23 protein-coding genes and 1 pseudogene are annotated in these 26,314 nt (G+C 72.6%); 15 read left to right on the top strand and 9 right to left on the bottom strand.

From position 1 onward, the window contains the following. Window positions 1–6: 6 nt before the first annotated feature. A complete protein-coding gene (locus ABZV93_RS16370) occupies window positions 7–2,085 on the top strand; it encodes a S9 family peptidase (protein WP_354936120.1) in 2,079 nt (692 codons plus the stop codon). A 157-nt stretch (window positions 2,086–2,242) separates the two neighbouring features. After that, window positions 2,243–2,962, top strand: a complete 720-nt coding sequence (locus ABZV93_RS16365; RefSeq protein ID WP_354936117.1) for a putative glycolipid-binding domain-containing protein — start codon at window positions 2,243–2,245, stop codon at window positions 2,960–2,962. A 54-nt stretch (window positions 2,963–3,016) separates the two neighbouring features. On the opposite strand, the gene ABZV93_RS16360 is transcribed toward ABZV93_RS16365, so the two are convergent. Continuing rightward, window positions 3,017–3,658, bottom strand: coding sequence for a hypothetical protein (locus ABZV93_RS16360; protein WP_354936114.1), 642 nt, complete (start codon window positions 3,656–3,658; stop codon window positions 3,017–3,019). Window positions 3,659–3,851: 193 nt separating this feature from the next. Between ABZV93_RS16360 and ABZV93_RS16355 the strand changes: the two genes are divergently transcribed. Further along, on the top strand, window positions 3,852–4,697 hold the full coding sequence (locus tag ABZV93_RS16355; RefSeq protein WP_354936111.1) for an alpha/beta hydrolase: 846 nt from the start codon (window positions 3,852–3,854) through the stop codon (window positions 4,695–4,697). 10 nt (window positions 4,698–4,707) lie between these two features. On the opposite strand, the gene ABZV93_RS16350 is transcribed toward ABZV93_RS16355, so the two are convergent. The 5 genes from ABZV93_RS16350 to ABZV93_RS16330 form a co-directional block, all read right to left on the bottom strand. Continuing rightward, the gene (locus ABZV93_RS16350) at window positions 4,708–6,090 is read right to left on the bottom strand and encodes an MFS transporter (RefSeq protein ID WP_354936108.1); all 1,383 of its coding nucleotides are present in this window, start codon (window positions 6,088–6,090) and stop codon (window positions 4,708–4,710) included. A 266-nt stretch (window positions 6,091–6,356) separates the two neighbouring features. Beyond that, on the bottom strand, window positions 6,357–7,928 hold the full coding sequence (locus ABZV93_RS16345) for an FGGY-family carbohydrate kinase (protein WP_354936105.1): 1,572 nt from the start codon (window positions 7,926–7,928) through the stop codon (window positions 6,357–6,359). 4 nt (window positions 7,929–7,932) lie between these two features. Continuing rightward, entirely contained in the window at window positions 7,933–8,976 is a 1,044-nt protein-coding gene (locus tag ABZV93_RS16340) for a 2-hydroxyacid dehydrogenase (RefSeq protein ID WP_354936102.1), read from the bottom strand. A gap of 37 nt (window positions 8,977–9,013) precedes the next feature. After that, on the bottom strand, window positions 9,014–9,931 hold the full coding sequence (locus ABZV93_RS16335) for a 1-phosphofructokinase family hexose kinase (protein ID WP_354936099.1): 918 nt from the start codon (window positions 9,929–9,931) through the stop codon (window positions 9,014–9,016). Further along, window positions 9,928–10,737 (bottom strand): DeoR/GlpR family DNA-binding transcription regulator, encoded by an 810-nt coding sequence (locus ABZV93_RS16330; protein WP_354936542.1) that lies wholly within the window; start codon window positions 10,735–10,737, stop codon window positions 9,928–9,930. The genes ABZV93_RS16335 and ABZV93_RS16330 overlap by 4 nt, the downstream gene beginning before the upstream one ends. A gap of 153 nt (window positions 10,738–10,890) precedes the next feature. Here ABZV93_RS16330 and ABZV93_RS16325 point away from each other — a divergent pair, with 153 nt between their 5' ends. The 5 genes from ABZV93_RS16325 to ABZV93_RS16305 are packed head-to-tail and all read left to right on the top strand — an operon-like array spanning window position 10,891 to window position 16,265. Then, window positions 10,891–12,393: an extracellular solute-binding protein gene (locus ABZV93_RS16325; RefSeq protein ID WP_354936096.1), complete on the top strand. Its 1,503-nt coding sequence runs from the start codon at window positions 10,891–10,893 to the stop codon at window positions 12,391–12,393. Window position 12,394: 1 nt separating this feature from the next. Then, window positions 12,395–13,318 (top strand): sugar ABC transporter permease, encoded by a 924-nt coding sequence (locus ABZV93_RS16320; RefSeq protein WP_354936093.1) that lies wholly within the window; start codon window positions 12,395–12,397, stop codon window positions 13,316–13,318. After that, the gene (locus ABZV93_RS16315) at window positions 13,315–14,175 is read left to right on the top strand and encodes a carbohydrate ABC transporter permease (protein WP_354936090.1); all 861 of its coding nucleotides are present in this window, start codon (window positions 13,315–13,317) and stop codon (window positions 14,173–14,175) included. Before ABZV93_RS16320 ends, ABZV93_RS16315 begins: the two co-directional genes overlap by 4 nt. A gap of 45 nt (window positions 14,176–14,220) precedes the next feature. Further along, window positions 14,221–15,273, top strand: a complete 1,053-nt coding sequence (locus ABZV93_RS16310) for an NAD(P)-dependent alcohol dehydrogenase (RefSeq protein ID WP_354936087.1) — start codon at window positions 14,221–14,223, stop codon at window positions 15,271–15,273. Next, on the top strand, window positions 15,270–16,265 hold the full coding sequence (locus ABZV93_RS16305; RefSeq protein ID WP_354936084.1) for a zinc-dependent alcohol dehydrogenase family protein: 996 nt from the start codon (window positions 15,270–15,272) through the stop codon (window positions 16,263–16,265). The genes ABZV93_RS16310 and ABZV93_RS16305 overlap by 4 nt, the downstream gene beginning before the upstream one ends. 45 nt (window positions 16,266–16,310) lie before the next feature. Here ABZV93_RS16305 and ABZV93_RS16300 read toward each other — a convergent pair whose 3' ends face one another. Together ABZV93_RS16300 and ABZV93_RS16295 are read right to left on the bottom strand one after the other, a co-directional pair. Further along, window positions 16,311–16,526: a helix-turn-helix domain-containing protein gene (locus ABZV93_RS16300; RefSeq protein ID WP_354936539.1), complete on the bottom strand. Its 216-nt coding sequence runs from the start codon at window positions 16,524–16,526 to the stop codon at window positions 16,311–16,313. A gap of 113 nt (window positions 16,527–16,639) precedes the next feature. Continuing rightward, a pseudogene (locus ABZV93_RS16295) lies at window positions 16,640–17,008 on the bottom strand (cyclic nucleotide-binding domain-containing protein); the annotation flags it as partial. Between the two features lie 23 nt (window positions 17,009–17,031). Here ABZV93_RS16295 and ABZV93_RS16290 point away from each other — a divergent pair. After that, the gene (locus ABZV93_RS16290) at window positions 17,032–17,316 is read left to right on the top strand and encodes a YciI family protein (RefSeq protein WP_354936081.1); all 285 of its coding nucleotides are present in this window, start codon (window positions 17,032–17,034) and stop codon (window positions 17,314–17,316) included. Window positions 17,317–17,450: 134 nt separating this feature from the next. Here the strand turns inward: ABZV93_RS16290 and ABZV93_RS16285 are convergent, their stop codons facing one another. Next, window positions 17,451–20,021 carry a glycoside hydrolase family 2 protein gene (locus tag ABZV93_RS16285; protein ID WP_354936078.1) on the bottom strand — a complete coding sequence of 857 codons (2,571 nt, stop codon included), beginning with the start codon at window positions 20,019–20,021 and terminating at the stop codon, window positions 17,451–17,453. 254 nt (window positions 20,022–20,275) lie between these two features. Here ABZV93_RS16285 and ABZV93_RS16280 point away from each other — a divergent pair, with 254 nt between their 5' ends. The 6 genes from ABZV93_RS16280 to ABZV93_RS16255 all read left to right on the top strand — a co-directional run bounded on the left by ABZV93_RS16280 (window position 20,276) and on the right by ABZV93_RS16255 (window position 26,309). Further along, complete coding sequence (locus tag ABZV93_RS16280) at window positions 20,276–21,253, top strand: hypothetical protein (RefSeq protein ID WP_354936075.1); 978 nt, start codon at window positions 20,276–20,278, stop codon at window positions 21,251–21,253. After that, window positions 21,250–21,636 (top strand): GntR family transcriptional regulator, encoded by a 387-nt coding sequence (locus tag ABZV93_RS16275; RefSeq protein ID WP_354936073.1) that lies wholly within the window; start codon window positions 21,250–21,252, stop codon window positions 21,634–21,636. The genes ABZV93_RS16280 and ABZV93_RS16275 overlap by 4 nt, the downstream gene beginning before the upstream one ends. A 5-nt stretch (window positions 21,637–21,641) precedes the next feature. After that, entirely contained in the window at window positions 21,642–22,598 is a 957-nt protein-coding gene (locus ABZV93_RS16270) for a serine hydrolase (RefSeq protein ID WP_354936071.1), read from the top strand. A gap of 341 nt (window positions 22,599–22,939) precedes the next feature. Further along, the gene (locus tag ABZV93_RS16265) at window positions 22,940–25,021 is read left to right on the top strand and encodes a lanthionine synthetase LanC family protein (protein WP_354936068.1); all 2,082 of its coding nucleotides are present in this window, start codon (window positions 22,940–22,942) and stop codon (window positions 25,019–25,021) included. Window positions 25,022–25,155: 134 nt separating this feature from the next. Continuing rightward, window positions 25,156–25,560, top strand: a complete 405-nt coding sequence (locus ABZV93_RS16260; RefSeq protein WP_354936066.1) for a PPOX class F420-dependent oxidoreductase — start codon at window positions 25,156–25,158, stop codon at window positions 25,558–25,560. A gap of 56 nt (window positions 25,561–25,616) precedes the next feature. Further along, window positions 25,617–26,309: an endonuclease V gene (locus tag ABZV93_RS16255; protein ID WP_354936063.1), complete on the top strand. Its 693-nt coding sequence runs from the start codon at window positions 25,617–25,619 to the stop codon at window positions 26,307–26,309. Window positions 26,310–26,314: the final 5 nt, after the last annotated feature.

The following is a 26,314-nucleotide window of genomic DNA, read 5'->3' as shown; positions in this document are numbered from 1 at the left end:
GGCGCCATGCCCACTGCACCCCGTCCCGAGCAACGTCCCTTCGTCCACCGCCACCACGGTGACGAGCGGGTCGACGAGTACGCCTGGCTGCGCGACCGCGAGGATCCGGCCGTACTCGCCCATCTGCAGGCCGAGAACGCCCATACCGAGGAATCCCTCGCACATCTGGCCGGCCTGCGCGAGGAGCTGTTCGAGGAGTACCGCTCCCGGATCAAGGAGACCGACGAGGACGTCCCGGCACGTGACGGAGCGTGGGAGTACTTCACCCGCACGCAGGAGGACAAGCAGTACCCCCTGTTCGTACGTCATCCCGTCGGTGCCGAAGACGCGTCCGGCGGGGGCAGCACGGATGTGAGTGCCGGCGAGGAGGTGCTGCTGGACTGCAACGAGGCCGCGGAGGGCACCGAGTACTTCGCGCTGGGCGCGTTCTCGGTGTCGCCGAGCGGCCACCTGCTCGCCTACTCGGTGGACACCGACGGCAGCGAGGAGTTCCGGATGCGGGTGAAGGACCTCCGCACCGGCGAGCACCTGCCCGACACGATCAGCCCGACGGGGTACGGCGCCGCCTGGTCCGCCGACGAGGGGTTCCTGTTCTACACCACCCTCGACCCGGCCCACCGGCCGTGGAAGCTGTGGCGGCACCGGCTCGGCACCGACCAGTCCGACGACGTCCTGATCTTCACCGAGGAGGACGAGTCGTTCTACCTCGGAGTCTCCCGGACCCGCTCGCGGGAGTGGCTGGTGCTGGACCTGCACGCCACCGAGTCCAGCGAGGTCCACGTCCTGCCCGCCGACGACCCCGAGGGCCGGTGGCGGCTGGTCGCCGCGCGCCGGCCCGGGGTGGAGTACTCCCTCGAGCACCACACCGACCGGTTCCTGTTCGTCACCAACGACCAGGGCCCAGACTTCCGGCTCGCGCAGGCGCCGGTGGAAGACCCGCGCCCGGAGCGCTGGACGGACGTGATCCCGCACCAGGAAGGCGTTCGGATCGTGTCGGTGGACGCGTTCGCCGACCACCTGGTGGTGGCCTTGCGCTCGGACGGGCGTACCGAGCTCGACGTGATATCCGTCGCCGACGGGGAGCGCCGCCGGATGGGCTTCGAGGAGCCCATCTACACCGTCGACGTCGGCACCAACCGCGAGTTCGACACCACCACGCTGCGGATCGACTACACCTCGCTGACCACGCCGAACTCCGTCATCGACGTCGACCTGGCCACCGACGCGCGCAGGCTGCGCAAGCGGCAGCCGGTGCTCAACGTCGACCTCGACCGCTACCAGTCGACCCGGGAGTGGGCCACCGCTCCGGACGGGACGAAGGTGCCGATCTCGCTGGTGTGGCGCGACGACCGCCCCGAGGGTGGGCCGGTGCTGCTGTACGGCTACGGGTCGTACGAACACTCGATGGACCCGTGGTTCTCCACCCTGCGGCTGTCGCTGCTGGACCGTGGGGTGGCGTTCGCGATCGCGCACGTGCGTGGCGGCGGGGAGCTCGGCCGGTCGTGGTACGACCACGGCAAGCGGCTGGAGAAGGCCAACACCTTCACCGACTTCGTGGCCGCCGCCGACTACCTCGTGGAGACCGGGTGGACCACCCGGGAAGGCCTGGCGATCCGAGGTGGGTCGGCCGGCGGCCTGCTGATCGGTGCGGTGCTCAACCTCCGCCCGGACCTGTGCGCCGCGGCGGTGGCGGAGGTGCCGTTCGTGGACGCGCTCACCACCATCCTGGACCCGTCGCTGCCGTTGACGGTGCGGGAGTGGGACGAGTGGGGAAACCCGGTGGCCGACCCGCAGGTGTACGCCGCGATGAAGGCGTACGCGCCCTTCGACAACGTCTCGGCCAGCCACTACCCCGCCATCTACGCCACCGCCGGGCTGAACGACCCGAGGGTGAGCTACTGGGAGCCGGCCAAGTGGGTCGCCCGGCTACGGGACCGGATGACCGGCGGTGGACCGGTGCTGTTGAAGACCGAACTCGGCGCGGGCCACGGCGGGCCCTCGGGCAGGTACGACGCCTGGCGGGACGAGGCGCAGGTGCACGCGTTCGTCCTCGACCAGGTGGGTCTGGCGAAGGCGTCGGAGTAGCCGTCGTCGTGGACGTCGACATGCATGTCGGCATGGACGTCGGCATGGTCAGACGCACGCGAGGTCCGGTGTCCGCGTAGGCCAGCCTTGGTCGATTCCGCACCTGCGGGGTCCGTGCGGAGGTAACCTCCCGCCAACCTGCTGAGGAGGTGGCCGCATGGGCCCCGACGTACACCGGTCTCTGGTGTGGTGCAAGGACGCCGGCGCTGAGCTCGCCGAGGTCAAGCTGGCGCGCGGGCACCTGTCCGCGGTCGGTTCGGCGATCGGTGCGGACCCGGTGCCGTACCGGCTGGAGTACGCCCTCACCACCGGTGACGACTACGCCACGTCGTCGCTGCGGGTGCACGCGTTCGGCGTCGGCTGGCGGCGGGTGCTGGAGCTGCGCCGTGACGGCGCCGGCCGCTGGGAGATCCTCGCCGACGCCGAGGGACACCTGGACGCGCCGCCGCCGGGTGGGGACGCACGGCTCTACGGCGACGCGCTGGACTGCGACCTGGGGCTGTCTCCGCTCACCAACACCATGCCGGTACGCCGGCACGGGCTGCTCACCGGCGGTGGACCGGTCGAGCTGCTGACGGCGTGGGTGTCGGTACCCGACCTGTCGGTACGCCCGAGCCGGCAGCGCTACACCCACGTGCGCGCGGACGGCGACGGTGCGGTGGTCCGGTTCGACAGCGACGACTTCACCGCCGACGTCGTCTTCGACCGGGACGGGCTGGTCCTCGACTATCCGGGCATCGCGCACCGGGTCGGCCCGGCCGAGCCGAGCGCCGGGAGCGTGGCCAGGATCGATCCCGCCAGGGCGGACGTCTCGGCCACGGCTCACCGGGGCGAGGAGGCCGACGGCGCCGCGGGTGAGGTCCTCGCGGCGACCTAGGGTCATCGGTGGCCGGATTCCTCCACGAAAGCCCGGCCACCGCAGGGATCCTCGCTAGTTGGTGCCGCTCTTCGGCCCCGGGGCCTGCTTCTGCCCGGGCTGACGCCACTGCTTGCCCGTCCCGCGGTCGGCGAGGTCGACGACCCGGACGGCGGTCGAGGTGTTGCCGCTGACCTTCGCGACGACGGCGACCTGCTGGCCCTGCTTGATCGACCCGATGCCCTCCCGCAGCGCGTTCACCCGGGTCTTGGCGTCCACGACGTAGGTGTGGGTGTAGCCGTCGGTGCTCTTCACCGTGACCGCGGTGGAGCTGACCGACTGGGCGGTGCCGCGCTGGGCGGCGACGGTCTGGTAGCCACCGCCCGGCTTCGCGACGACGAACTCACCGTGCAGCGCGCGACCGGCCATTCCGAGCTCGCCGGGCCCGAACCCACCCGGTCCGAAGCCACCTCCGAAGCCACCCGGTCCGAAGCGTCCGGGCCCACCCGGCCGGCCGGGGTGGCCGAAGCCGCCGCGTTCCTTCGGTGCCGGTGAAGCGGTCGGCGTGGCCTGGGGCTGCGCGGCCACCTGCGCCTTGGGGCCGGAGGCGTTGTCCGCCAGCGCGATGCCGCCGACCACGAGCCCGGAGACGGTCGCCGCGGCGGCGGCCACCCCGACCACGGTGGTGCGGCTGACGGTGCGTCCTGCAGGACTCATGTTCTGCTCCGTTCGTCGGAAGACCCGGCCTTCGGTCCACTTCCCCGCGCGGGCGGTACGACGCGGGATCGCGCACCACTATCGGACCCGAACCTGGGAAACACCTGAAGAGAACCTGGGATTTTCGCTGCGGTGTTGGGGCCTGTCCCTTCCCGAGCGTACGCAGGGGTGGCGATGCGGCATGCTGGCGGTCATGCGTTCGGTGTACCTGCTCCACGTCGGCTCCTGGGTCCGCTACCTCGATCTGCCCGGGGGCTCCCCCGACACCGAGTCCAACGGTTCTCCCGCGTCGGCGACGTCGCAGGGTCCGGTGTTCGTCTACCTCGCCGGTCTCGGCGCGGCCACCTCCGCCGACTTCCCGCACGTTGTCACCCGCCCGGCGCTGCGGCGGCACCGCTCACTGCTGGTCGACCTGGTGGGCACCGGCTGGAGCGACCCGGCCGACCCCGAGCGGTTCGGGTACACCATCGAGGAGCACGCGGACGCGGTCGCGGCGGTCCTGGACGCCGACGGCCTCGGCGGGACCACGGTCGTCGGCCACAGTCTCGGCGGGGCGGTCGCCATCGCGCTCGCCCACCGCCGGCCCGACCTGGTGGGCACCCTGATCGCCTGCGAACCCAACCTCGACCCCGGCGCGGGCGAACTCAGCGCACATGTCGCCGCCCAGACCGAGGAGGCGTTCGTGCGCCGCGGGTACGACGCCCTGCGCGCGGTCGTCGCCCGCGACGAGCACGCCGCCGGGCAGTCGGTGTTCCACGCCACCACCGGACGCTGGACGCCGGTCGGGATGCACCGTACGTCGGTGTCGATGCTGGCCGACCGGGAGCCGACGTTCCGTACGCAGTTCGCGCGGGGCGCCATGCCGCGGGCGCTGCTGGTCGGCGAGCACACCCCCGGCTTCGACCTGACCGGGCTGGCGGCGGCCGGTGTGTCCGTGCACGTCGTGCCGAGCGCAGCGCACGGGATGGCGTACGACAACCCGGCCGGCCTGGCGGACACCATCGCCGCCGCCGTCGAGACGTGCGAGCAGGGCCACTGAGCACCCGGCGTCACTGACCACCCGGCCCGCGGCCATCGGACGAAGGCCCGGGCTCGGGCAACGTCCGGCCCAGCCGGGCGAGCGGGGACACCGCCATCAGAGCCGGGGACAGCAACATTCCGGCGGCGGTGACCAGCAACGCGGTCCGCAGGTCCCAGCGTTCGGCGAGGAAGCCGCCGAGCAACGAGCCGAGCGGGGTCAGCCCCATGCCCACGAACGTGATCGTCGCCGCCGCGCGCCCCTGCAACCCGGCGGGGGTCACGGCCTGCCGGACGGCCATCACGGTGACGTTCACCAGTTGGCCGAAGGCGCCGAACACGAAGTTGGCCGCGAGCAGGACGGCGACCGTCGCCGCCGACGCACCGTGCAGTGCGGGTACAGCGAGGAACGCGCCGTCGCCGATGACCGCCGCGGCGACGAGCACCACGCCGTAGCCGAACCGGCGCGGGAGCCGGGCGGCCAGCAGGGCGCCCACGAGCGCGCCCGGCCCGACCGCCGCGAGGGTCAGCCCGACGGCGGTCCCGGACAGGTGCAGCACCCGCGGCAGGAACAGCAGGTAGCCCGTCATCGTCGCCGACAGCCAGAACTGGAAGGCGGCCGAGGCCAGGCACACCGTTCGCAGGAAGGTGTCGGCGGCAACGAAGCGGAGTCCTTCCCGGATCCGCCGCCAGACCGGCGAGCGAGCACCGGTGTGCTCGCCGGTGGACTGCGGGACGTGTTCGCGGTGGCGGATCCGCCGGATCGACAGACAGGACAGCGCGAAGAACACCGCGCTGGTCGCGGCGCCGGCCGGTGCGGACGACATCGAGGCGAGGGCGCCGCCGAGCGCGGGACCGCCGATCTGGGCGGCCGAACGACTGCCCTCGAGCGCGCTGTTGCCCCACACCAGCTGGTCGCGGCGGACCAGCCGGGCCAGTGCGGTCTGGTAGGCGACGTCGAAGAACACCGACAGGGCGCCCACCACGAACGCGACGACGGCCAGCGCCGGCAGGCCGAGGATGCCGAGCAGGCCCGCCGTCGCGGCGGCGCCCAGCGCCAAGGCGCGGCCGGCGTCGGTGACCACCATCACCGTCCTGGTGCGCCACCGGTCCACCCACGCGCCGGCGACGAGGGAGAACACCAGGATCGGTGCCTGACCCACCGCACGGAGCAGGCCGAGCTGGCCCGGGTCGGCGTGCAGCGTCAGCACGGCGATCAGCGGCAGGAGCATCAGGGCAGAGTGCTCGCCGAACTGGGAGACGGCCTGCCCGGCCCAGAGCCGGCGGAAGTCCCGGTCGCGCCACAGACCCGGCGAGCCGGAATCGGGATCGTTCGGAGAGCTGGTGGCAGGGTCGTACGGAGTACCGGCCGCGGTGGACGCGGTGGCGGACTCCCCAGACGAAGTGGACGGCACGGGCGGGGACCCTTCGATGAGCAGAAGCCGAGCCCGAGGTCCGGTCCGGGGAACTCACCGGTGGGTTTCGGGCAGCGGAGGATTCGCTGTGCCGCACGTCAGGGGCGGCACGCGCTGACAGGCCGGCGTACGGCCTATGAGGTCAACGCGTGCCCGGGCGACCGGGCATGTTCGCAGCTCCTCGAAGGGGTCGGTTCCTGCGGGACTCTAACCCCACAAGGGTGTTCCCGGAAAGGAGGTTTCGCCCGGCCGTCGATCGCCGCCGGTCAACCGCTGCTTGCGGAGTGGTGGTCGTCCCACCAGGGCCCCAGCGCCTGCGCCACGGCGACGAACCGGCGGTAGGCGTCGGCCAGCACCTCCCGGCGAGCGGGATCGGGCACGTGGCGGCGCACGATCCGTACCGTCCGCGCGGTCTCGGCCAGCGAGGAGTACCACCCGACGCCGAGCGCCGCGAGCAGCGCCGCACCCCGCGCGCCCAGCTCCGTACCGGCCGCGACCTCGATCTCGGTGTCCAGCGCGTCGGCGAACATCTGCGACCACACCGCGCTGCGCGCCGCGCCGCCGGACAGCCGGGCGACGTCGGCGAGCGCGAAGCGTTCCCGCAGTGCGTCCACATGCACTCGGTGTCCGAGCACCACGCCCTCCATCAGGCCGCGGACGAGGTCGCCGCGGGTGTGCCAGCCGCGCACGCCGAGGAAGGCCGCGCTCGCGGTCTCGCCGTACGGCGATCCGTACAGGAAGGGGTGGTAGACCAGCTGGCTCGGCCCGGACAGCGCGCCGGCGGCCTCGCGTTCCAGCGCGGCGTATCCCTCGTCGGTCCCGGGCACCCCGAACGCCGTACGCCACCAGTCGAGGTTGGTGGCCGAGGAGGCGGAGGTGGACATCGCCAGCCAGCGTCCCGGCTCGACGAAGGTGCGGGCCTGCCAGCGTTCGTCCACCACGGCGTCGGCGCTGACCACTTGGTTGATGCTGAACGTCCCGCCGACCAGGCTGAGCAGCCCGGGTTCGACCGCGCCGAGCCCCACCGCCGTGCCGTCGACGTCGTGCGCGCCGGTGACGACCGGTGTGCCGGGGGCCAGGCCGGTGGCGGCCGCCCCTTCCGCGGTCACCTCTCCGGCGACCGCGGCGCTGGGCAGCAGCCGAGGCAGCCGGTCGGCCAGGCCCGGCCAACGAAGCTCACCGGACCCGCCCAGGCTGCTCAACCCGTACAGGTCGAGTGCCTCCGGCGCGTAGTCCTGGGTACGCACGGAGGTGAACGCGCAGCTGGCCTCGCTGGGGTCGGTGGCGATCGCACCGGTGAGGCGGTAGCGCAACCAGTCCTTGCAGAACAGCACCCACCGCGTGCGGTCGAGTACCCGCGGGTCGTGCCGGGCGAACCACGCCAGCAGCGTGGACGGCGAGCCCGCGTACGGCACCTGCCCGGTCAGCTCCAGCGCACGCGCCCAGACCGGCGACGCGCGCCAGTCCCGCAGCACGTCGTGCGCGCGGGTGTCCATCGCGGTGACGGCCGGGCGCACCGGGCGGCCGGACTCGTCGAGGAGGTACAGCCCGTCGTTGTGGCCGACGATGCCGACCGCACCCACTCGGGCACCGCTGACCCCGGCAGCCGCCAGCGCCGCGACGATCGCCTGCACGGTCGCCGCCCACACCTCGTCCAGGTCGCGTTCGACCCAGCCCGGCCGTGGGCTGTCGACTCGCACCCGGGCGCTGCCGGCGCCGAGCTCGCGTCCCTCGCGGTCGAAGACGCACGCCTTGGTGACGGTCTGCCCTGCGTCCACCCCGAGCAGCAGTTCGGCTCCCCCGGCGGCACCCGCGCTGCCCGCACGAGTCGTGGTCACGGGGTCAGGCCCAGCCGAGTGCGGACGCGTTCACCGCCGACGCCACCTGCCCGGTGCGGTGCAGTTCGGCGATCGCCTCGGCCACCAGCCGGGCCGAGCGGGTGTTGGTGGTGTGGGTCTCCCCGCCGAAGTGGGTGGTGAGCGTGACGTTGTCCAGGGAACGCCAGGGGCTGTCCGGCGGCAGCGGTTCGCTGTCGAACACGTCCAGTCCGGCACCGGCGAGCAGGCCCTGCGCCAGGGCGTCGTACAACGCGTCGTGGTCGACCAGACGGGCGCGGGAGGTGTTGACGAAGTACGCGGTGGGCTTCATCAGCGCGAACTGCGCGGCACCGACGAACCGCTCGGTCTCAGGGGTCAGCCGGGCCAGCACGTGGACGAAGTCGGACTCGGCGAAGACCGTGTCCAGGTCCACCCGGGTCGCGTCGTGGGCGGCGAGCACGTCGTCGCCGACGTAGGGGTCGGCGACCAGCAGCCGTACGCCGAAGCCGCTCAGCCGCCGGGCCAGCTCCCGGCCCACGTGCCCGAACCCCACCAGGCCGACGGTGCTGCCGCCGATCTCGGTGCCCGGTCCGCCGAAGTCCTTGCGCCAGCCGCAGGCCTTCACCGACGCGTCGGCGCGGGCCACGCTGCGGCCCTCGCTGATCATCAGGCCGATGGCGAGTTCGGCCACCCCGGAGGCGTTGCGGCCGGCGATCGGCACCACCCCGATCCCGCGGGCGGTCGCCGCTTCGATGTCGACGTTCTCCAGCCCGGCCCGGGCCACCACCACCGCGCGCAGCTCGGGTCCCGCGTCCAGCACCGCGGCGGGTACCGGAGCGAAGTGCAGCGCCAGTGCCTGCGCGTCACCGACCGCGGCGGCGATCTCGGCGGGCACGGGCACGGCGCCCGGGCCCTCCTTCTCCATCCGCTGCTGGGCGGCGTGCTGGTCGGCCTTGCCGCCGGACCAGTCGACGGTACGGACGCCCGCGGGATCCAGGCCGGCGCCGGCGAGGGCCTCGACGTAGGCGGACGCGGGAATGTAGTGGTCGCCGATCACGAGTGTGCGCACGTCCGGAACCTACCCGACCGCGATCACCCGGCCGTGCTCACCCGAGGACGACCAGAGCCCGGTCGTCGTCGGTGACCGGACCGGCCAGGCTGCGCGGGCTGCGTACCGCCGCCGTCCCCCACGCCACCGCCTCGCGCAGCCGCCGGGCGGGCGGCCCGTCCACCGCGAGGAAGCCGGCCAGCAGGTTGTCCCCCGCCCCGACGGTGCTGGCGACCTTCACCGGCCCACCGGCCCGGGCGTGCAGCGGCGGCCCGTCCCCGACCAGCACCGCACCGTCCTCGCCCAGGCTCACCAGGACGTCGGCGCCGGTGGTCCGGCGTACCTTCGCCGCGGCGGTGAGCACGTCGTCCAGGGTGGACAGCGCGTCGCCGGCGAGTTCGGCGAGCTCGTCCAGGTTGGGCTTGACCAGGGCCGGCCGCCCTTCCAGCCCCTGCCGCAGCGCCGCGCCGCTGGAGTCCAGCGCGAACCGTCCACCGGCCAGGCGTACCCGCTCGGCGACGTCGGCGTAGAAGTCCTCGGCCACCCCGCGCGGCAGGGTGCCCGCACCGACGACCCAGTCGCCGTGGCCGAGGTGGGCGAGCACCGCCTCCGCGAGTGCGTCGGCCTCTCCCCAGCTCAGGGTGGGTCCGGGCTCGTTGACCTTGGTGACGACGCCGTCGGGGGTACGCAGGGAGATGTTGACCCGCACCGGCTCGGTCACGGGCACGCCGGTGTAGGACACCGACTCCTCCTCCAGCAGCCGCCGCAACTGGTCGCCCTCGGTGCCGCCGAGCGGCAGCACCGCGCGCGACCGGACGCCGTTCGCGGCCAGCGCGCGGGTCACGTTGACGCCCTTGCCGCTCGGCTCGACGTGCGCGCCGCTCGCGCGGTTGACCGCGCCGGACACCAGCGAGGCGACGTCCAGGGTCCGGTCGACGCTCGGGTTGGGGGTGACGGTGAGGATCACGGCACTCACGCCCGCACCACGGTGGGGCCGGCCGCCTCGATCTCGGCGGCCTCGGCCTCGCCGAGTTCGGCGCCGGTGACCACCACGTCGAAGTCCGCCACGTCGGCGAACCGGCAGAAGCTCGTACGGCCGAACTTCGAGTGGTCGGCGAGCAGCACCCGCCGTTTTCCGGCCGCGACCATCGCGGCCTTGACTGCCGCCTCGGTCGGCAGCGGTGTGCTGAGGCCGTGCCCGGGCGTGACGGCGTTGGTGCCGAGGAACGCCACCTCCACCGACAGTTGCTCCAGTTGCCGGCGGGCCCAGTCGTCGACGGTGGCGTAGGTGCGCCCGCGCACCAGCCCGCCGAGGGTCCACACCGACAGCTTCGGCCGGTCGGCGAGCAGCGTGGCGATCGGCAGCGAGTTGGTGACCACCGTGAGCTCGCGGTCGGTGGGCAGCAGCCGGGCCAGCGCCTCCGGGGTGGAGCCGCTGTCGAAGAGGACCGCGCCCTCGGCGGGGAGCTGGTCCAGTGCCGCCCGGGCGATCCGCGCCTTCTCCTCCCGCTGCTGTTCGCGGCGGGTGGCCAGCCGGGGCTCGTATCCCAGGCGCTCCACCGGGATCGCGCCGCCGTGCACCCGCCGGATCAGGCCCTGGCGTTCGAGCACGGTGAGGTCGCGCCGCACGGTCTCCTGGGTGACCTGCAGCGTGTCGGCCAGCCCGGCCACCTCGACCCGGCCGTCGGTCCGGGCCCGGGTGAGGATCTCCAGCTGGCGTTCCTCGGCGTACATCCCTGCTGCCTGACCGAGTCTGTCCGGCCGGTTGTCTGCCTCGACCATCACCCGCCGAGCATGCCGGATGGATCTACGCTCACACAAGAGCGCCGATGTGGGATCTTGCCCGGATTCCTGTGATTGTGTGGGTTGTGGCTTGACTCTGGTACGAATCGGGTGGATGGTCGGTGCGCTGTTCGCACTACGGAGGTTCGGAACATGAGCGGAGCCAGTCCCAGAGCCAACCCCGGCGCCGGCCCACCCCCACCTGCTACCGGCACCACCAGCCGGCGAACCCTGCTCCGCGGCCTGGCCGGCGCGGCCGGGGCCAGTCTCGCCGGAGCCGCGATGTCCGGCTGTTCCTCACCCAAGGACGTCGCCCGGGCCTCCACCAGCGATCCGTGGCGGCAGTTCGCCGGGACCACGCTCAACTTCATCTCCGAGAACACCGCGCCCACCGCGGCCATCGCCGCCAACCTCGCGCCGTTCACCAAGCTCACCGGAATCCGGGTCAACATCGTGACGCTGGAACTGTCGGCGCTGGTGCAGAAGGTCGCCCTCGACCTGGCGTCCGGCCAGTCGCAGTACCAGGTGATCTACGCGGACCCCTACCAGGTGCTCGCGCCGTACTCCAAGGGCCTGGTCGACCTGCGCGAGCTCGCCGCGGAATCCTCGGTGCCCCACCTGGCAGGCGGGTTCGCCGACTTCATCCCCACCCAGCTGGAGGCGGCCGGCAAGTTCGGCGACCGCGACAAGATCTTCGCGCTGCCCTACGACTGCCCGACGATGATCTGGCACTACCGCAAGGACCTGTTCGACAAGCACCACGACGCGATGTCGAACGACCTGGGCTTCGACCCCACACCGGGCGCGGACATCACCTGGGACCAGTACGCCGCGATCGCGAAGTGGTTCAACGACAAGACCGACGACATCCCGTACGGCACCGGCCACCAGGCCAAGCAGCACGACTCGCTGATGTGCGACTTCTCCAACGTGTTGTGGTCCTACGGCGGCGACTACTTCGACAACGGCAAGGCGGTCGGCAGCCTCGGCGCCACGGACCCGGGCAAGTGCCGGCTGGACAGCGACGAGGCCGCGGAGGCGGCCGCGTTCTACGACCGGCTGCTGGCCTCGGCCGATCCTGCCTCGCGCACCTGGGACTGGGACGGCGTGGGCGCGGCCTTCCGCGCGGGCCGGATCGCGATGTGCCCCAACTGGCACGAGTTCGCCGCCAGCAACGAGGCGACCATGCCGGGCAAGGTCGGCTACGCCCGGCTGCCGAAGGGCCCGGCCCGCTCGGCCAGCCACTACGGCGGCACCGGCATCGGCATCAGCGCCAACACGCTGCCCAACGAGCGCCGCGCCGCGTGGCTGTTCACCGTGTGGGCGACCGCACCGCGCACCCAGCTCGCCAACCTCAAGAGCAAGGCCGGCGGCGGGACACCCACCCGCACCTCGGTCTATGAGCTGCCGGAGGTACGCAAGGCGGAGAAGCGGCCCTCGGCGATGCCCAACATGCTCACCGCCGACGCCGTCAACGAGGCGTGGAAACCGGCCAACATCGGCCTCCGGCCGAAGATCCCGATGTGGAACGAATGCGACACCGCCATCTACACCCAGCTGTCCCGCATGCTGCTCGGCGACGCCAAGCCCGCGCAGGCGATGCGGGACACCGCCGAACGCATCGACCGCATCGTGGCCCGAGGGTGGGTGAGCTGAGATGAGCGACACCCTCACCGGCGTGTCCGAGACCAGCGCCCAGCGCACCGGCCGCCGCCGCCCGCGCCTTGAGTTCGAGGGCCGGCTGATGGCCCCCGGCGTGATCCTGCTGGCCGCCCTGTCGATCGTGCCGTTCCTCGCGATCATCTGGATGAACTTCTCCCAGGTACGCCTGCTCGGCGGCGTCGCCACCAGCTGGGTGGGCCTGGACAACTGGGCGCGGTTCTTCACCGACCTCGACATGGCCGCCAACTGGCTGCGTACCGGCGCGTTCTTCGTCCTCACCGTCGGCCTTGAGATGGTCGGCGGGGTGGTGCTCGCGCTGTGCCTGTGGCGGGTCGTGCGCGGCCGTAACCTCGTCCTCAGCCTGCTCCTGCTGCCGATGTTCGTGGCACCGGTCGTGGTCGGCCTGCTCGGCAGGTTCCTCACCGACTCCACGTTCGGCCTGTACGCCTGGCTGCTGCGTGGCGTCGGCTACACCGGCGACATCCTGGGCGGGAAGTACTCCGCGTTCGCCGCCGTGGTGGCGATGGACGTGTGGGAGTGGACACCGCTGATCGCGCTGATCACCCTGGCCGGGCTGTCCTCGGTGCCGCTGTCGGTGCGCGAGGCGGCCTCGATCGACGGGGCGAGCGGATGGCAGTCGCTGCGCCACATCGTCCTGCCGTCCATCTCCAACGTGTTGCTGGTGGCGCTGCTGATCCGGTCGATGGACGCCATCCGCTACTTCGACATCATCTGGGTCACCACCAACGGCGGCCCGGCCGACGCCACCAAGACGGTGCCGGTGCGGCTGTACGAAACGGCGTTCCGGTTTTTCGACCTCGGGTACGCCGCGACGATCGGCCTGGTGATGCTCGCGGTCTCGATCGCGATCGCCCGGATCTTCGTCCGGCTCCTCGACCAGAAGGGACTCACCCGATGAGCGCCACCGCCCCCACCAGCCCGCTGGAGCGGGGCACGAGGAGTTCGCGCACGCTCGCCTGGGTGCTGCTCGCGGTCGGCCTGGTGTGGACCCTCGTCCCGCTGGTGTGGATGCTGTCGTCGTCGCTGAAGTCCAAGCCGGACGTCACCTCGGGCACGCCGAAGTTCCTCTTCGCCCCCACCCTGGACAACTACCGCAACCTGTTCTCCGGCGCCAACGACCTCACGCCGTACCTCACCCACAGCATCCTCGCCGGCGGAGCGTCGGCCGTGCTCGCGGTGGCGCTCGGCGCCCTCGCCGGGTACGGCCTGTCCCGCACCCGGATGCGCGGCCGCAAACATCTGTCGTTCTGGATCATCTCCACCCGGATGGCGCCGATCGCGGCCGTGGTGCTCCCGTTGTTCCTGATCTTCCGGCAGCTGGACCTGATCGACTCGGTGTTCGGGCTGGTGCTGGCCTACCTCACCTTCGACCTGCCGTTCGCGATCTGGCTGATGAGCGCGTTCTTCGCCGACGTGCCGCCCTCGCTGGAGGAGTCGGCGCTGGTCGCGGGCTGCTCGCGCTGGCAGGCGTTCTACCGGGTGGTGCTGCCGCTGACCAAGGCCGGACTGGTGACGACGTTCGTGCTGTGCCTGGTCTTCGCGTGGAACGACTACGCGTTCGCGCTGGCGTTCAGCGGTCCCAACTCCCAGACCCTGCCGATCGCGGCGAGCCAGTTGGTGACACAGACCGGCATCGACTGGGGTCAACTGTGCGCGATCGGTACGTTCGTGGTGGTGCCGATGATGCTCGCGGGCCTCGCCGTCCGCCGGTGGCTGGTCACCGGGCTGACGCTCGGCGCGGTCACCGGAGAATGAGCTGACCTGAGCTCACCTGAGCTGAACTCGAGAGGGAGTACGACGATGGGCGAAGCGGTTCCCCCGACCATGCGGGCCGCGGTCCTGCGTTCGGTGAAGGACCTCGTGGTGGAGGAACGGCCGGTCCCCGAGCCGGGGCCGCGGGAGGTGCTGATCCAGGTGCGCTCGGTCGGCACCTGCGGATCCGACGTCCACTACTACGAGCACGGCCGGATTGGCGACTTCGTCGTCCGGGCGCCGCTGATCCTCGGACACGAGGCGAGCGGGGTCGTGGTGGGGCGCGGCTCGCAGGCCACCCGGCACGAGGTCGGGCAGCGGGTGTCGATGGAGCCGGGCGTGCCCTGCTTCACCTGCGCGCAGTGCCGGGCGGGCCGCTACAACCTCTGCCCGGACATGCGGTTCTTCGCCACCCCGCCGATCGACGGGGCGTTCTGCGAGTACGTCGTCCTGCACGAGGAGTTCGCGCACCCGGTGCCGGACTCGCTGTCCGACGACGCGGCGGCGCTGCTGGAGCCGCTGTCGGTCGGGGTGTGGAGCTCGCAGAAGGCGCGGGTCGGCCCGGGCACGCACGTGCTCGTCACCGGTGCCGGCCCGATCGGCCTGGTCGCGCTGCAGGCCGCCCGGGCGTTCGGGGCCACCGAGGTGGTGGTCACCGACGTACTCCCCCAGCGCCTGGAGACCGCGCGGGCGCTCGGGGCGACCACGGTGAACGTGGCCGAGACCTCCCTCGCCGACGCCGGTGTCGAGGCCGACGTGCTGATCGAGTGCTCCGGCTTCCCGCCCGCGATCGGCGAGGCGATCCGGCGGGTGCGCCGGGCCGGGCGGGTGGTGCTGGTCGGCATGGGCGGGGACGAGATCCCGCTGCCGCTGGCGCACGTGCAGAACCGCGAGATCGAGGTGACCGGCACGTTCCGGTACGCCAACACCTGGCCGACGGCGATCGCCCTGGCCACCGGTAAGGAAGTCGACCTGGACCGGCTGGCGACCCACCACTTCGGGCTGGCCGGCACCGAGCAGGCGCTCACCGCCCTGGCCCGCGACGAGAACACCATCAAGGCCATGGTCCACCCGTACGAGCACGAGGAGGAGTCCCGGTGAAAGCCGCCGTCATCAGCGCACCCGGTGAGGTCAGTGTCGAGAGCGTCCCGGACCCCACTCCGGGGCCACGCGACGTGGTGGTCAAGGTCGCCGCGTGCGGGATCTGCGGCACCGACCTGCACATCCTGGAAGGCGAGTTCGCCCCCACGCTGCCGGTCGTGCCCGGCCACGAGTTCGCCGGTGAGGTGGTCGCCGTCGGCGCCGACGTCACCGAGTTCGCCACCGGCGACCAGGTGGCGGTCGACCCGTCCCTGCACTGCGGGGAGTGCCACTACTGCCGCCGGGCGCGCGGCAACCTGTGCGAGAACTGGGCCGCGATCGGGGTGACGACCGCCGGCGGCGCGGCCGAGTACGCCCTCGCCCCGGTGAAGAACTGCTACCGGCTGCCCGACGGCGTCTCGACCGGGGACGCCGCGCTGATCGAGCCGCTGTCGTGCGCGGTCCGCGGGTTCGACGTACTCCCCCGCGTCCTCGCCGACCATTACCTCATCTACGGCGCCGGCACGATGGGCCTGATGATGATGGAGCTGGCGAAGCGGGCCGGGGCAGGCAGCGTCAACGTCGTCGACCTCAATCCCAAGCGGCTGGAGACCGCCCGCGAGCTCGGCTGCTCGGCCACCGCCACCAGCGCCGACGAGCTCACCGAGGGGTTCCCGCGCGGCTGGGACGTCGTGGTCGACTGCACCGGGGTCGCCGCCGCGATCTCCGACGGGCTCACGCGGGTCGGGCGCGGCGGGACGTTCCTGCAGTTCGGAGTGGCCGCCTACGACGCGCGGGTGCAGATCGAGCCGTACAAGATCTACAACCAGGAGATCACCATCACCGGCTCGATGGCGGTGCTGCACAGCTTCGAGCGCGCCGGTGACCTCTTCGTCAACGGCACCTTGCGGCCGGACGTGATGATCAGCGACCGCTTCCCGCTGGCCGACTACGCCACGGCGCTCGACCAGTTCAAGGCAGGTGTGGGGCGCAAGATCCAGATCATCCCCTGAGGTCGACGAACGCGGGAAGGAGCAGGTCGCGCAGACGCCGCCTCCTCAGCCCTGGGCTCGTAGTTCGAGGAGCTCCGGGGCCAGGATGGTGATCGTGTGACGGTCGACCTCGATCAGGCCGTCCCGGCGGAGCCGGAACAGTGCACGGTGGACCGTCACCCTGGTGACACCCAGGAGGTCGGCCAGGACCTGCTGCGTTCCTGGCAGGGAGACGCTTCCCCTCTCCTCCGAGGCGGCCCGGTCCAACAGCCAACCGGCCAGTTTGCCTCCGCCGGCAGCATTGCGCTGACGACAGCCTTCTGGTGGGCTCGGGCATGGTCGGCTAGAACACCCAGCACATGCCTGCGCACAGTGGGCACGTCGTCGATCACGGCCAGGAAACGGTCACGTGGCAGGAGCCGTGTCGAACACCGCGCGAGCGCGGTGAGGGTCGCGGTGTGCCCGCCACCATCGATGACCGCCACTTTGTCGAGCGCGCAGGGTCCGGCCCACTCCCCGAAGCGGACGACCCGACCCGAACGCGTGCAGGCCGTTGCGGCGACCCGGCCGCTCAGCAGCAGCACGAGATGCGTCGCCGGATCCCCCGCGTTGCGCAACACCTGTCCGGCCGGGACGCTGCGGGCAAGCGAGTCGTCCCAGAGTTCGTGCAACCGGTCGTCCGGCAACCCGGCCGACAGCGGAATCCCGCCCAGTGAGCACCGTGCCCGAGCCGCCGAGGTATAAGTTGATACAGATCTCGGCATCCTCAGAACCTACCCTCGGGCGCATGCTGATGGTCGAACTCTCCTTCACTGCCACGTCGGAGCGCCTCGCGGCACGTCCGGCGCATCGCCTGCTCCTCCAGCGCCTTCACGAAGACGGCCGCCTCGTCGCCGCGGGCCCATGGGCGGACGACACCGGCGCGCTGCTCGTCTTCGACTCCGAACGAAAGGAGGTGGACCGCCTCCTGGAACTCGACCCGTACTACCGCACGTCCGGAGTCGAGGTGCTCACCATCCGCGAGTGGGCACCCGTGGTCGGGCAGGAACGGCTGGTGCACCACCACGACTGAGGCGCGGCTGTCGCCGGTAGTGGTCGTTCCCCGGACACCGCGAAGGTCCCGGCATCCTCGTGGGAGGATGCCGGGACCTTTCTCGGCTCGCTACCTGTGTGGCTGTCTACGCCGAACCCGCCGGACCCGCGGGCTCAGCGACCGGCCGCCACGGTGTCGTTGGCGCAGCGCAGCACGGGCCGGCCGCTGACCTCCGCCACGTCCACCGGCCTGGTCAGCCCGGTGATCTCGAACGTGTGCGACTCCCCCGGCAGCAGCGTGACCAGCATGTCGTCCACGCTCGCGGCCGGGTCCAGCCGGTCGGCGAACAGCGCAAGATCACGCACCAGCGTGCGCGCCGACACGGTGACCCTGGTCACCGGGCCGTCGGCGTTCACCTCGACGTCCCAGTCGGGTGCGGGGTAGGCCAGGTCCTTGTCGGCGGCGAAGAACCACGTCGTCCGCCGGTCCCCCGCGGTGACCAGGAGGTACTCCGTGGACGGGTCGGTCGTGGCGGCCACGTCGACCGGCACCCGCACCGACGCGGTCGCGGCCGGATCCACGCTCACCGAGGTGGACCAGTTGGCGAGGACCTCGCCGCTGAAGGTACGGCGTTCGACCGAGACGTCGGCCTCCCACACCCCTGCGTCACCGGCGGCGCCACCGCCTGTCAATCCCTCGTTGACAAGGTACGCCGTGAGGCCCTCGGGGCGGGGCTGGACGGTGACCAGCCGCGGGTCGTACACCTTGCGCAGCGCGTACCACAACGGCTTCGGCCGGGCGTCGCCGTCGACGGCCGCCCAGGAGGTCACCGGCCAGCAGTCGTTGATCTGCCACACGACCGTGCCCATGCAGCGGCCCCGGTGCGAGCGGTAGTGCTCGATGCCGACGGTGAGCGCACGGGCCTGGTTGAGCTGGGTGAACCAGTGCCAGTCCTCGACGTTGCCCGGCTCGGGGAAGTGCGGTGCGAGGCCGCGGGCGAGCTTGGCGTTGCCGTCGGTGGCCTTCTGGTGGCTGAGTACGCCGGGTGAGTCGGCCGCCAGCGGCTCGTCGTGCACCGCTCGGGTCAGCGTGGACCAGGTGGGCGGGCCCTGCCAGCCGAACTCGGCCACGAACCTCGGGACGTAGTTGCGGTAGACGGAGTAGTCGACCTGGTTCCACACGTCCCAGACGTGCTTGCACCCGTGCTCGTCGACGTTGGGGTGGCGGTCCATCGAGCCGGAGTAAGGGCTGCCCGGCCAGTACGGCCGGCTCGGGTCGGTCTCCCCCACCACCCGCGGCAGCAGGTCCAGGTAGTAGCCCTCGCCCCAGGTGCGGTCACCGACCTTGGGCTGCCAGCCCCAGTCGAACCACGCCCAGATGTTCTCGTTGTTGCCGTTCCACAGCACCAGGCTCGGGTGCGGCATCAGCCGGGCGACGTTCTCGCGGGCCTCGGCCTCGACCTCCTCCGCGATCGGCGACTCCTCCGGGTAGGACGCGCAGGCGAAGAGAAAGTCCTGCCAGACGAGGATGCCGAGCTCGTCGGCCGCGTCGTAGAAGGCGTCCTGCTCGTACAGGCCGCCGCCCCACACCCGCAGCAGGTCGATGTGGGCATCCTTGGACTGCTGCAGCCGAGCGCGGTAGCGGGCGGCGTCGACGCGGGACGGGAAGCAGTCGTCGGGGATCCAGTTGGCGCCGCGGGCGAAGACGGGCACGCCGTTGACCACGATGGTGAACGCCGAACCGTCCTGCTCCTCACCGGTTTCACCGGGGCCGTCCGGTGTGGTGTCAAGCTCCACCTGACGGAAGCCGACGCGGCGCGACCAGCCGTCCAGACTCCCTTCGGCGCCGGACAGCTCGACCGCCAGGTCGTACAGCGGCTGCTCGCCGTGCCCGTGCGGCCACCACAGCCGGGGGCTCTCGACGCTCAGCTCCAGCTCGGCGCCGGCGGCACCGGCCGGAACCTCCACCTCTGCCTGGGATCCGGCCACGCTCGCGGTCAGCGTCAGGCCGGACTTGACACCGCCTTCGGCGCGATCGCCGGCCGCGGGCGCGGCGTACTCGATGTCGGCGAGTACGCGGACCCGGCCGCCGCTCGCGACGGCGCGGTCGCCACCGAGGTCGACGTCCACCACGGGACGGACCCTGGCGAGCCGGGCGCCGCTCCAGCTGTGCAGGCGGATCGGCTTCCAGATGCCCGCGGTGACCAGCACCGGGCCCCAGTCCCAGCCGAAGTTGCAGGCCATCTTGCGGATGAAGTTGAACGGCTCGGGGGTGGCGGAGTTGGGTCCGGGCAGGTCGCCGAGCTTGTCCCGCAGCTGCTCGGCGTACCGCTGTGCCGACGCGAACGTCACCACGAGCTCGTTGCGGCCCTCGCGCAGCGCGCCGGCGACGTCGAACCGGTAGGAGCGGTGCATGTTCTGGGTGGTGGCGATCTCCTGCCCGTTCAGCGACACCGTGGCCACGGTGTCCAGCCCGTCGCAGACCAGGTCGACGCGGTCCGAGCCGTCCGGCGTCCACTCGAAGGAGGTGGTGTAGCGCCAGTCGGCGCGGCCGATCCAGCCCAGGTCGTACTCGTTGCGGTCCAGGTAGGGGTCCGGGATCAGGCCCGCCGCCAGCAGGTCGGTGTGCACACTGCCTGGCACCGTTGCCGGCACCGTCGCGTTCGCGACCTCGGGCGGAACACCCTCGGCCTCCCCCACCACCCGCAGCGTCCAACCCTCGTGCAGCTCTCGCCACTGACTCATCCGCGAATCCTCCTGCCCGCTACACCTGCCCTGGCCGACGGACCGCCGGCCCGGCTTGCCTCGAGGTCGCAACCGCCCGGTCCTCGTCGACCGGCCGGTGATCGCCCGCTCCTACCTTCCCGCATCCGGGCCGGGAAGTTGTCACCGGGCAAACCCTCTTGCGCCGGGGACCAGGGTCAGCGCACTATTGTGCCAAGTACTCGGTACAAACGGGTTCCGGCACGATCCGGCCCGGCGAAAACGGGGGTTCGACGATGGGTTCTCTTGGAGTGACGGAGCTGGGGATCTACGGCGCCGTCGTGGTGGTGATCGGCATACTCGCCTGGAAGTTCGTCTTCCGGGTCGGCCCGGTGCAGGGCTTCGTGGTGCTGCAGCGGTGGGGCATCGCCGAGCCGACCCGAGAGCAGAGCGAGGCCGCCGCGGACCACCTGCGTGAACGACGGCGCCTTTACCCGCTGGTGCTGATCGCACTCGCGATCCTGCTGACCTTCGCCTACCGGCTCGCCGGCCAGGGGACGGTGGGCACCTTGGCCGTTCTGCTCGGCACCCTCGTCGGCACCCTGCTGGTCGGTGAACTCGTCGCGGGCCTGCGGCGCCCGGCCTCCACCGCTCGGGTCGCCACCCTGGTGCCGCGACGGCTGACCGACCTGGTGCCACGTGCCTGGCTGGCGGGTGCTGCCGCGATCTTCGTGCTCGCCGTCGCCTGCGTCGTGCCGGCGCTCGGTGCGCAGGCGTTTGCGGACGAGGTCCACGCGTGGGCCGATCGCAACCCTGGCCGGATCGGCCCGCACGGAGTACCCACGGCGGACGCGCTGAGCTCTCTTCCACGCGGCAGCGGTGCGATCTGGCTGACCTTGGCCCTGCTGGTTCTCGTCGCCGTCAGTGTCGCGGCGGTCGTACGGCTGACCCTGACCCGCGCACCCTTGGCCGCGGACGCCGCCGTCGACTCCGCGCTGCGGATCCGCACCGCGCGGGTGGCCACCGGAACGGCGGTGCTGCTGGTTCTCGGACTGTCCGGCACGCTGACGGAGCGGATCGTCGCAAGCATGGATCCGATGGCGACGGGATCGCCGCCCGCCGCTCCCGGCTTTCCCGTCCAGCCGTCCTGGCTGGAGGCGCCCTGGTCGGTCGTCAACGCGGCCGACCTGGTCTACGGGCTTGCCGCCCTGGTCGTCTGGTGCGGCCTGATCTCGCCGTGGCGCCGGCAGCGGCTGGTCGAGGCCACCCGGTGAGTTCCCACTCCGGTCCGGCCGCGCGGATCACCGTCGACGTGGCCGGCGGCGTCGCCCCCTGGCGGCAGGTACGTGACCAGATCCTCGGGCTGGTCGAACGCGGCCAGCTCCCCATCGGCGCCCGGCTGCCCGCGATCCGCCAGCTCGCCACCGACCTCGGCATCGCCCCCGGAACGGTCGCCCGCGCCTACAAGGAACTCGAGGGCGAGGGCATCCTCGCCACCGCACGCCGGCACGGGACGGTGGTCGCCGCCGCCCCTGCCGGAGCGGCCGACCCGCTGAGGTCGGCCGCCCAGGAGTACGTCGACGCTGCGCGTGCACTCGGCGCCGACGCCCGCACCGCGGTCGGCATGGTGCAGCGGCTCTTCGATCGGCCAGACTGATCGACATGCCGACCGGAGCGCCGCAGTCCACCTCCCAGCCCGACCAGTCCGAGCCCACGACCCAGCCCACGACCCAGCCCACGACCCAGCCCACCCTGGCCGCGGTCGCCCGCGAGCTCGATGCCGAGCTCGACGCCCTGCCGGGCCGGGCCTCGGTGTGGTTCGGCAGGCCGGGCGAGGCACCCGCGTACCTCCGTGAGCCCGACGCCACCCACTACGCCGCCAGCACCATGAAGGTCGCGGTGCTGGCGGCGGCGTACCGGCTCGCCGACGAGGGTCTGCTCGACCTGGACGAGCAGGTGCGGGTGCACGACGACTTCGAGTCCGCGACCGGTGACGGCAGCCGCTACCACGCCACCGCCGACTACGACAGCGATCCCGAACCCTGGGCGCTGCTGGGGCGGTCGGCCGGTCTGCGCTGGCTCGCCCGGCGGATGATCGTGCGGTCCAGCAACCTCGCCACCAACCTCGTCCTCGAGCGGGTGGGGCTGCCGGCCGTCGCGGCCGTGTGGTCGGCGGCCGGCGCCCGGCACTCGGTGGTGGCCCGCGGGATCCAGGACTACGCCGCCGAACAGGCCGGGCTCTCGAACCTGGTGACCGCCGCCGACCTCGCCGGCCTGCTCACCGCCGTCTACGACGGGACCCTCGCCTCTCCCGCGGCGTGTGCGCAGATGCTGACCGTGCTGCTGGGCCAGGAGGTGACCCAGGACGTCGTGGCCGGACTGCCGCCCGGTACGCCGGTGGCCCACAAGAACGGCTGGGTGGACGGAATCCGGCACAGCGCGGCGCTGGTGTTGCCGGCCGACGCGCCGCCGTACGTCCTGGTCACGTGCGTGAGCGCCGACCTCGACGAGCAGGCTGGGTGCGAGGTCGTCGCGAGAGTCGCCGCCGCGACCTGGACCGTGCGGGCGCACGCTGGTACCCCCGAAACCGCTGCGGCGTCCCCCGTTCTGCACGATTGATAACTCACTGTTACCGAATCTCTGAAAAATGTCACGGAAAGTCTTGCGCGGGGTTGCGTGCTGTTGGTAGTCGTATGAACACCTGAAGTGTGCGTGTGTGTCGGCGGAGGAGGGAGCCGGCGACATCCACCACGACCGGCAGGTGGCACGGTCGCCGAAACCCCGGGCGGCGCCGGTCCACCTGGGTTCCCGGGTGCGCGCGTGACTGCGGGAGGACGAAAACCGGTGACGCCACACGAGGACGAGCTGCCCGAGGTGCTCTCACTGCGCAGGCCTCGAACCCGGCCCGGGGGCTGGTTCCGGTCCCCGGTCTCGCTCCGACGTCCGGGGAGGTGCTGACTGTGTACCCACCCGACGACGCGGTATTCGCCCGAATCGATGTGGTGTTCACCCGAATCGCCCCCCGGATCGCCACCGGATTCGGCGCCGGCGCCGAATCCGGTGGCGCCGAATCCCACGCAGGGGCTCGGCCTCGGCTCGGCGCCGCGCCCTCGGACGTGCCCGGCCCGCGTGGGCTGCACGGGCTGCGTGGCCCGGCCCGGGCGGCGGAGTCCACCGGGGACGACCAGGCCGAGGAGCCCCCACCGGGTGAGACCCTTCGGCAGTGGGTACGCCGCCACTGCGCCGGCGGCGCTGGCGTACCCGCCGACCTGGCCGTGGCGATGGCCCGCCGGCTGGTCGCTCTCGTCGGCGCCGCCCACCGCGCCGGTTGCCCGCTGGGCGACCTCTCGCCGGACCGGTTCGTCGCACACGTCGATGGCTCGCTCACCCTTGCGGACCCGTCGGCCCCGACGGCGTCCACGCCGCCTGCTCCCCTCACGTACTCCGAGCCGTTCCGAGACCCGGCCTCCGGCGGGTCGGACCCGATCGCCGCCGACCTCTACGGCCTGGGCTGCCTGTTCTTCCTGCTCGCGACCGGCTCCGAGCCGCTGCTGCCGGCCGACGACCCAGCTGGGTCACCGCCGTCGCGGCGATGCAATCGCGACCGGTTGACGGCCTGGCTGGCGGTGATCGCGCCCTACGGCGACACCGCCCGGCTGCTCGCACCGGCGATCGGTGAGCTGCTCGCTCCGCGCCCTGCCGACCGATGTGGCCTCGCCGCGCTCGAACGCCTGCTCTGCGACACCGTGCCCGAGCCACCCGTCCCGGTGCCGTACCCGCCCGCGAACGGCCAGCCCAGCGGGGACGAACTCCTCGCCGACGGGCTCGACCACCTCACGGCGCGGATGTGCCCGGACGGCGAGCGGCTGTGGCCGACCGGCACCGAGGGCACCCGCACCGATCCGTGCGACGTCCAGCACGGCGCCGCCGGAGTCCTCGCCGTACTCCTGCGGGCACACACACACGGTGCGTCCTTCGACCTCGCACCCGTCACGCTGGACGCCGCCGCGCGCAAGGCCGCCGGCTGGCTGGCCGAGCGGGCTGAATGCGCCGGCCGGACGGGCCCGTCTCTGCCGGGGCTGTACTCCGGGCGGGCCGGGGTGGCCTGGGTGCTGGGTGAGGCCGCGGCCGTGCTGGGCGAACCCCCGCTGTTCGCCCAGGCGGAGCGGCTGGCCTTGCGGCTGCCGACCAGCTGGCCGACCGCCGACCTCGCGCACGGGCTGGCCGGTGCGGCGCTGACCCACCTGCATCTGGCGGCGCTCACCTGTGACGACGCCAGGCCGACCGTTCGGGACACCCGTTTCGGTGTCCGTGCCGCGGGCTACACCAAGGCGCTGTTGTCGGCGGCCGAGCCGGGGCCGCACGGCCCCACCTGGCCGGCCCGCGCCTCCACCGCCGAAGCCGCCGGCGGGTCGTACGGCTTCGCCCACGGTGTCGCCGGGATCGGCTACACCCTGCTCGCCCTGGGCACCGCGCTGGACGACTCGGCCGCACTCACCCTGGCGGGCGAGGCCGGCGACGCGCTGTGCCGAGCGGCGCACACCGACGAGAACGGCGCGGCCTGGTGGCCGGCCGGCCCACGCGAGGCCGGCTGGCGGCCGCACTGGTGCAGTGGTTCCTCCGGCGTGGGCACGTTCCTGCTCCGGCTGTACGCCGTCACCGGTGAGCAGCGCTTCGCCGAGTACGCCCGCGCGGCCGCCGGTGCCGCCTACCGCGCCCGATGGACGGCGTCGCCGGTCGCCTGCCACGGCCTCGCCGGTGACGGGGAGTTCCTGCTGGACACCGCCGAGCTCCTCGACGACCCCACCTACCGCGCCTGGGCGGAGGATCTCGTTCCGCTGCTCGCGGTACGCCACTGCCGGCGCGGCGGCAAGGCACTCGTCGCCGACGACACGCTGACCGGTGTGGTCGCCGACTACAACGTCGGCCTGGCCGGGGTGCTGGCGTTCCTCACCCGGTTGCGCTACGGCGGCCGGCGGATGTTCCTGGTCGACGACCTGCTGGTGGACGACCACCTCTGGGGGCGGGCCGCCCGACGGTGACGCCGGCACCGCGTGCCCGGCCGCGGCGGCGATGTCACGGGTACGGCGGGTACGCCGTCCTGGCTGGCGTACCCACCCGCCGCGCGGAGGCACTGCCACCCGCACCGGCGTACGCACCTGGAGGAACGCAGATCATGGCCGAGACATCCCCGAGCACCGTGGAGGCGCCGTTGACGCGGTTCGCCCGCCAGCGCACGGTCGTGCTGACCACCTTCCGCCGCGACGGAACCCCGGTCCCCACGGCGGTCCACGTCGTGGTCGACGGCCCGCACGCCTACTTCCGTACCTACTCGGCGGCGGGCAAGGCCAAGCGGTTGCGCCGCGACCAGCGGGTCGAGATCGCGCCGTCCACCGCGGGCGGGCGGCCGACGGGCCCGGCGACGGCCGCCACCGCCCGGCTGCTGAGCAAGGCGGAGGCGGTGCCGGTCCGGCGGCTGCTGCGCCGCAAGTACCCCCTGCTGCAGGGGGTCGCGGTGCCGGTCTTCCACCGGCTCGCCCGCTACCACACCCTGCATTACGAGCTGAGCCCGCGGCGCTAGCCGGACCGGCGCGGGCAGAGGTCGCGTGCCGGGCGGCGATCTGGTCTGCTGGACACGTGGGTGTCCCCGAACGCTGGTGGCCGGACGACCCGGCCGAACTCGCCGCCGTGCAGGCCGAGCTCGGCGCCCGCTCCCCCTCGCCCTGGCGGCCGCCGGCCGACCGGCCGATCCGGATCGGCGGCTGCTTCTGCTGCTTCCCCCGCGGGGTGGAGGGCTTCGGTGACCGCGGCGACCCGCTGTGGGTCGCCGCGGTGACCTTCGAGGCGAGGCGGCGGCTCACCTTCACCGTGCGTACCGATCGGGCCCGCGCCCCCTACGTCGCCGGACTGCTGGCCATGCGGGAGGGGCCCGCGCTCGCGGCCGCGGTGGCAGAGCTCGCCGTGACCCCGGACGTCCTGCTGGTGAACGCGACCGGGCGCGACCATCCCCGTGCCGCCGGTCTGGCATACCACCTGGGTGCGGCCCTGGACCTGCCGACGGTCGGCGTCACCCACCGGCCCCTGCACGCCGCCGGCGACTGGCCCGCCGACGAGGCCGGCGCCTCCAGCACGCTCACACTGGCGGGTGCTCCGGTCGGAGCGTGGGTACGCACCCGCGCCGGTCGCCGCCCGCTGGTCGCCCACGCCGGCTGGCGGACCGACCACGGCACCGCCGTCGAGGTCGTACGACTGGCTACGGGAACCGCTCGCACTCCCGTGCCGCTGCGCGAGGCGCGCCGACTCGCCCGGCGTGCCCGGGCACTACGGTGACGTGC

Source organism: Actinopolymorpha sp. NPDC004070 (genome assembly GCF_040610475.1).
In the GTDB taxonomy this organism is placed as follows: domain Bacteria; phylum Actinomycetota; class Actinomycetes; order Propionibacteriales; family Actinopolymorphaceae; genus Actinopolymorpha.
This window is presented reverse-complemented; position numbering and strand designations above follow the sequence as displayed.

What these genes read in the sequence shown, in the direction of transcription:
- ABZV93_RS16315 (WP_354936090.1), top strand. Translation starts at nt 13,315, where the DNA reads ATGAGCGCCACCGCCCCCACCAGCCCGCTGGAGCGGGGCACGAGGAGT.
- ABZV93_RS16310 (WP_354936087.1), top strand. Translation starts at nt 14,221, where the DNA reads ATGGGCGAAGCGGTTCCCCCGACCATGCGGGCCGCGGTCCTGCGTTCG.
- ABZV93_RS16320 (WP_354936093.1), top strand. Translation starts at nt 12,395, where the DNA reads ATGAGCGACACCCTCACCGGCGTGTCCGAGACCAGCGCCCAGCGCACC.
- ABZV93_RS16330 (WP_354936542.1), bottom strand. Translation starts at nt 10,737, where the DNA reads ATGGTCGAGGCAGACAACCGGCCGGACAGACTCGGTCAGGCAGCAGGG.
- ABZV93_RS16355 (WP_354936111.1), top strand. Translation starts at nt 3,852, where the DNA reads ATGCGTTCGGTGTACCTGCTCCACGTCGGCTCCTGGGTCCGCTACCTC.
- ABZV93_RS16270 (WP_354936071.1), top strand. Translation starts at nt 21,642, where the DNA reads ATGCCGACCGGAGCGCCGCAGTCCACCTCCCAGCCCGACCAGTCCGAG.
- ABZV93_RS16280 (WP_354936075.1), top strand. Translation starts at nt 20,276, where the DNA reads ATGGGTTCTCTTGGAGTGACGGAGCTGGGGATCTACGGCGCCGTCGTG.
- ABZV93_RS16325 (WP_354936096.1), top strand. Translation starts at nt 10,891, where the DNA reads ATGAGCGGAGCCAGTCCCAGAGCCAACCCCGGCGCCGGCCCACCCCCA.
- ABZV93_RS16260 (WP_354936066.1), top strand. Translation starts at nt 25,156, where the DNA reads ATGGCCGAGACATCCCCGAGCACCGTGGAGGCGCCGTTGACGCGGTTC.
- ABZV93_RS16370 (WP_354936120.1), top strand. Translation starts at nt 7, where the DNA reads ATGCCCACTGCACCCCGTCCCGAGCAACGTCCCTTCGTCCACCGCCAC.
- ABZV93_RS16290 (WP_354936081.1), top strand. Translation starts at nt 17,032, where the DNA reads ATGCTGATGGTCGAACTCTCCTTCACTGCCACGTCGGAGCGCCTCGCG.
- ABZV93_RS16360 (WP_354936114.1), bottom strand. Translation starts at nt 3,658, where the DNA reads ATGAGTCCTGCAGGACGCACCGTCAGCCGCACCACCGTGGTCGGGGTG.
- ABZV93_RS16285 (WP_354936078.1), bottom strand. Translation starts at nt 20,021, where the DNA reads ATGAGTCAGTGGCGAGAGCTGCACGAGGGTTGGACGCTGCGGGTGGTG.
- ABZV93_RS16365 (WP_354936117.1), top strand. Translation starts at nt 2,243, where the DNA reads ATGGGCCCCGACGTACACCGGTCTCTGGTGTGGTGCAAGGACGCCGGC.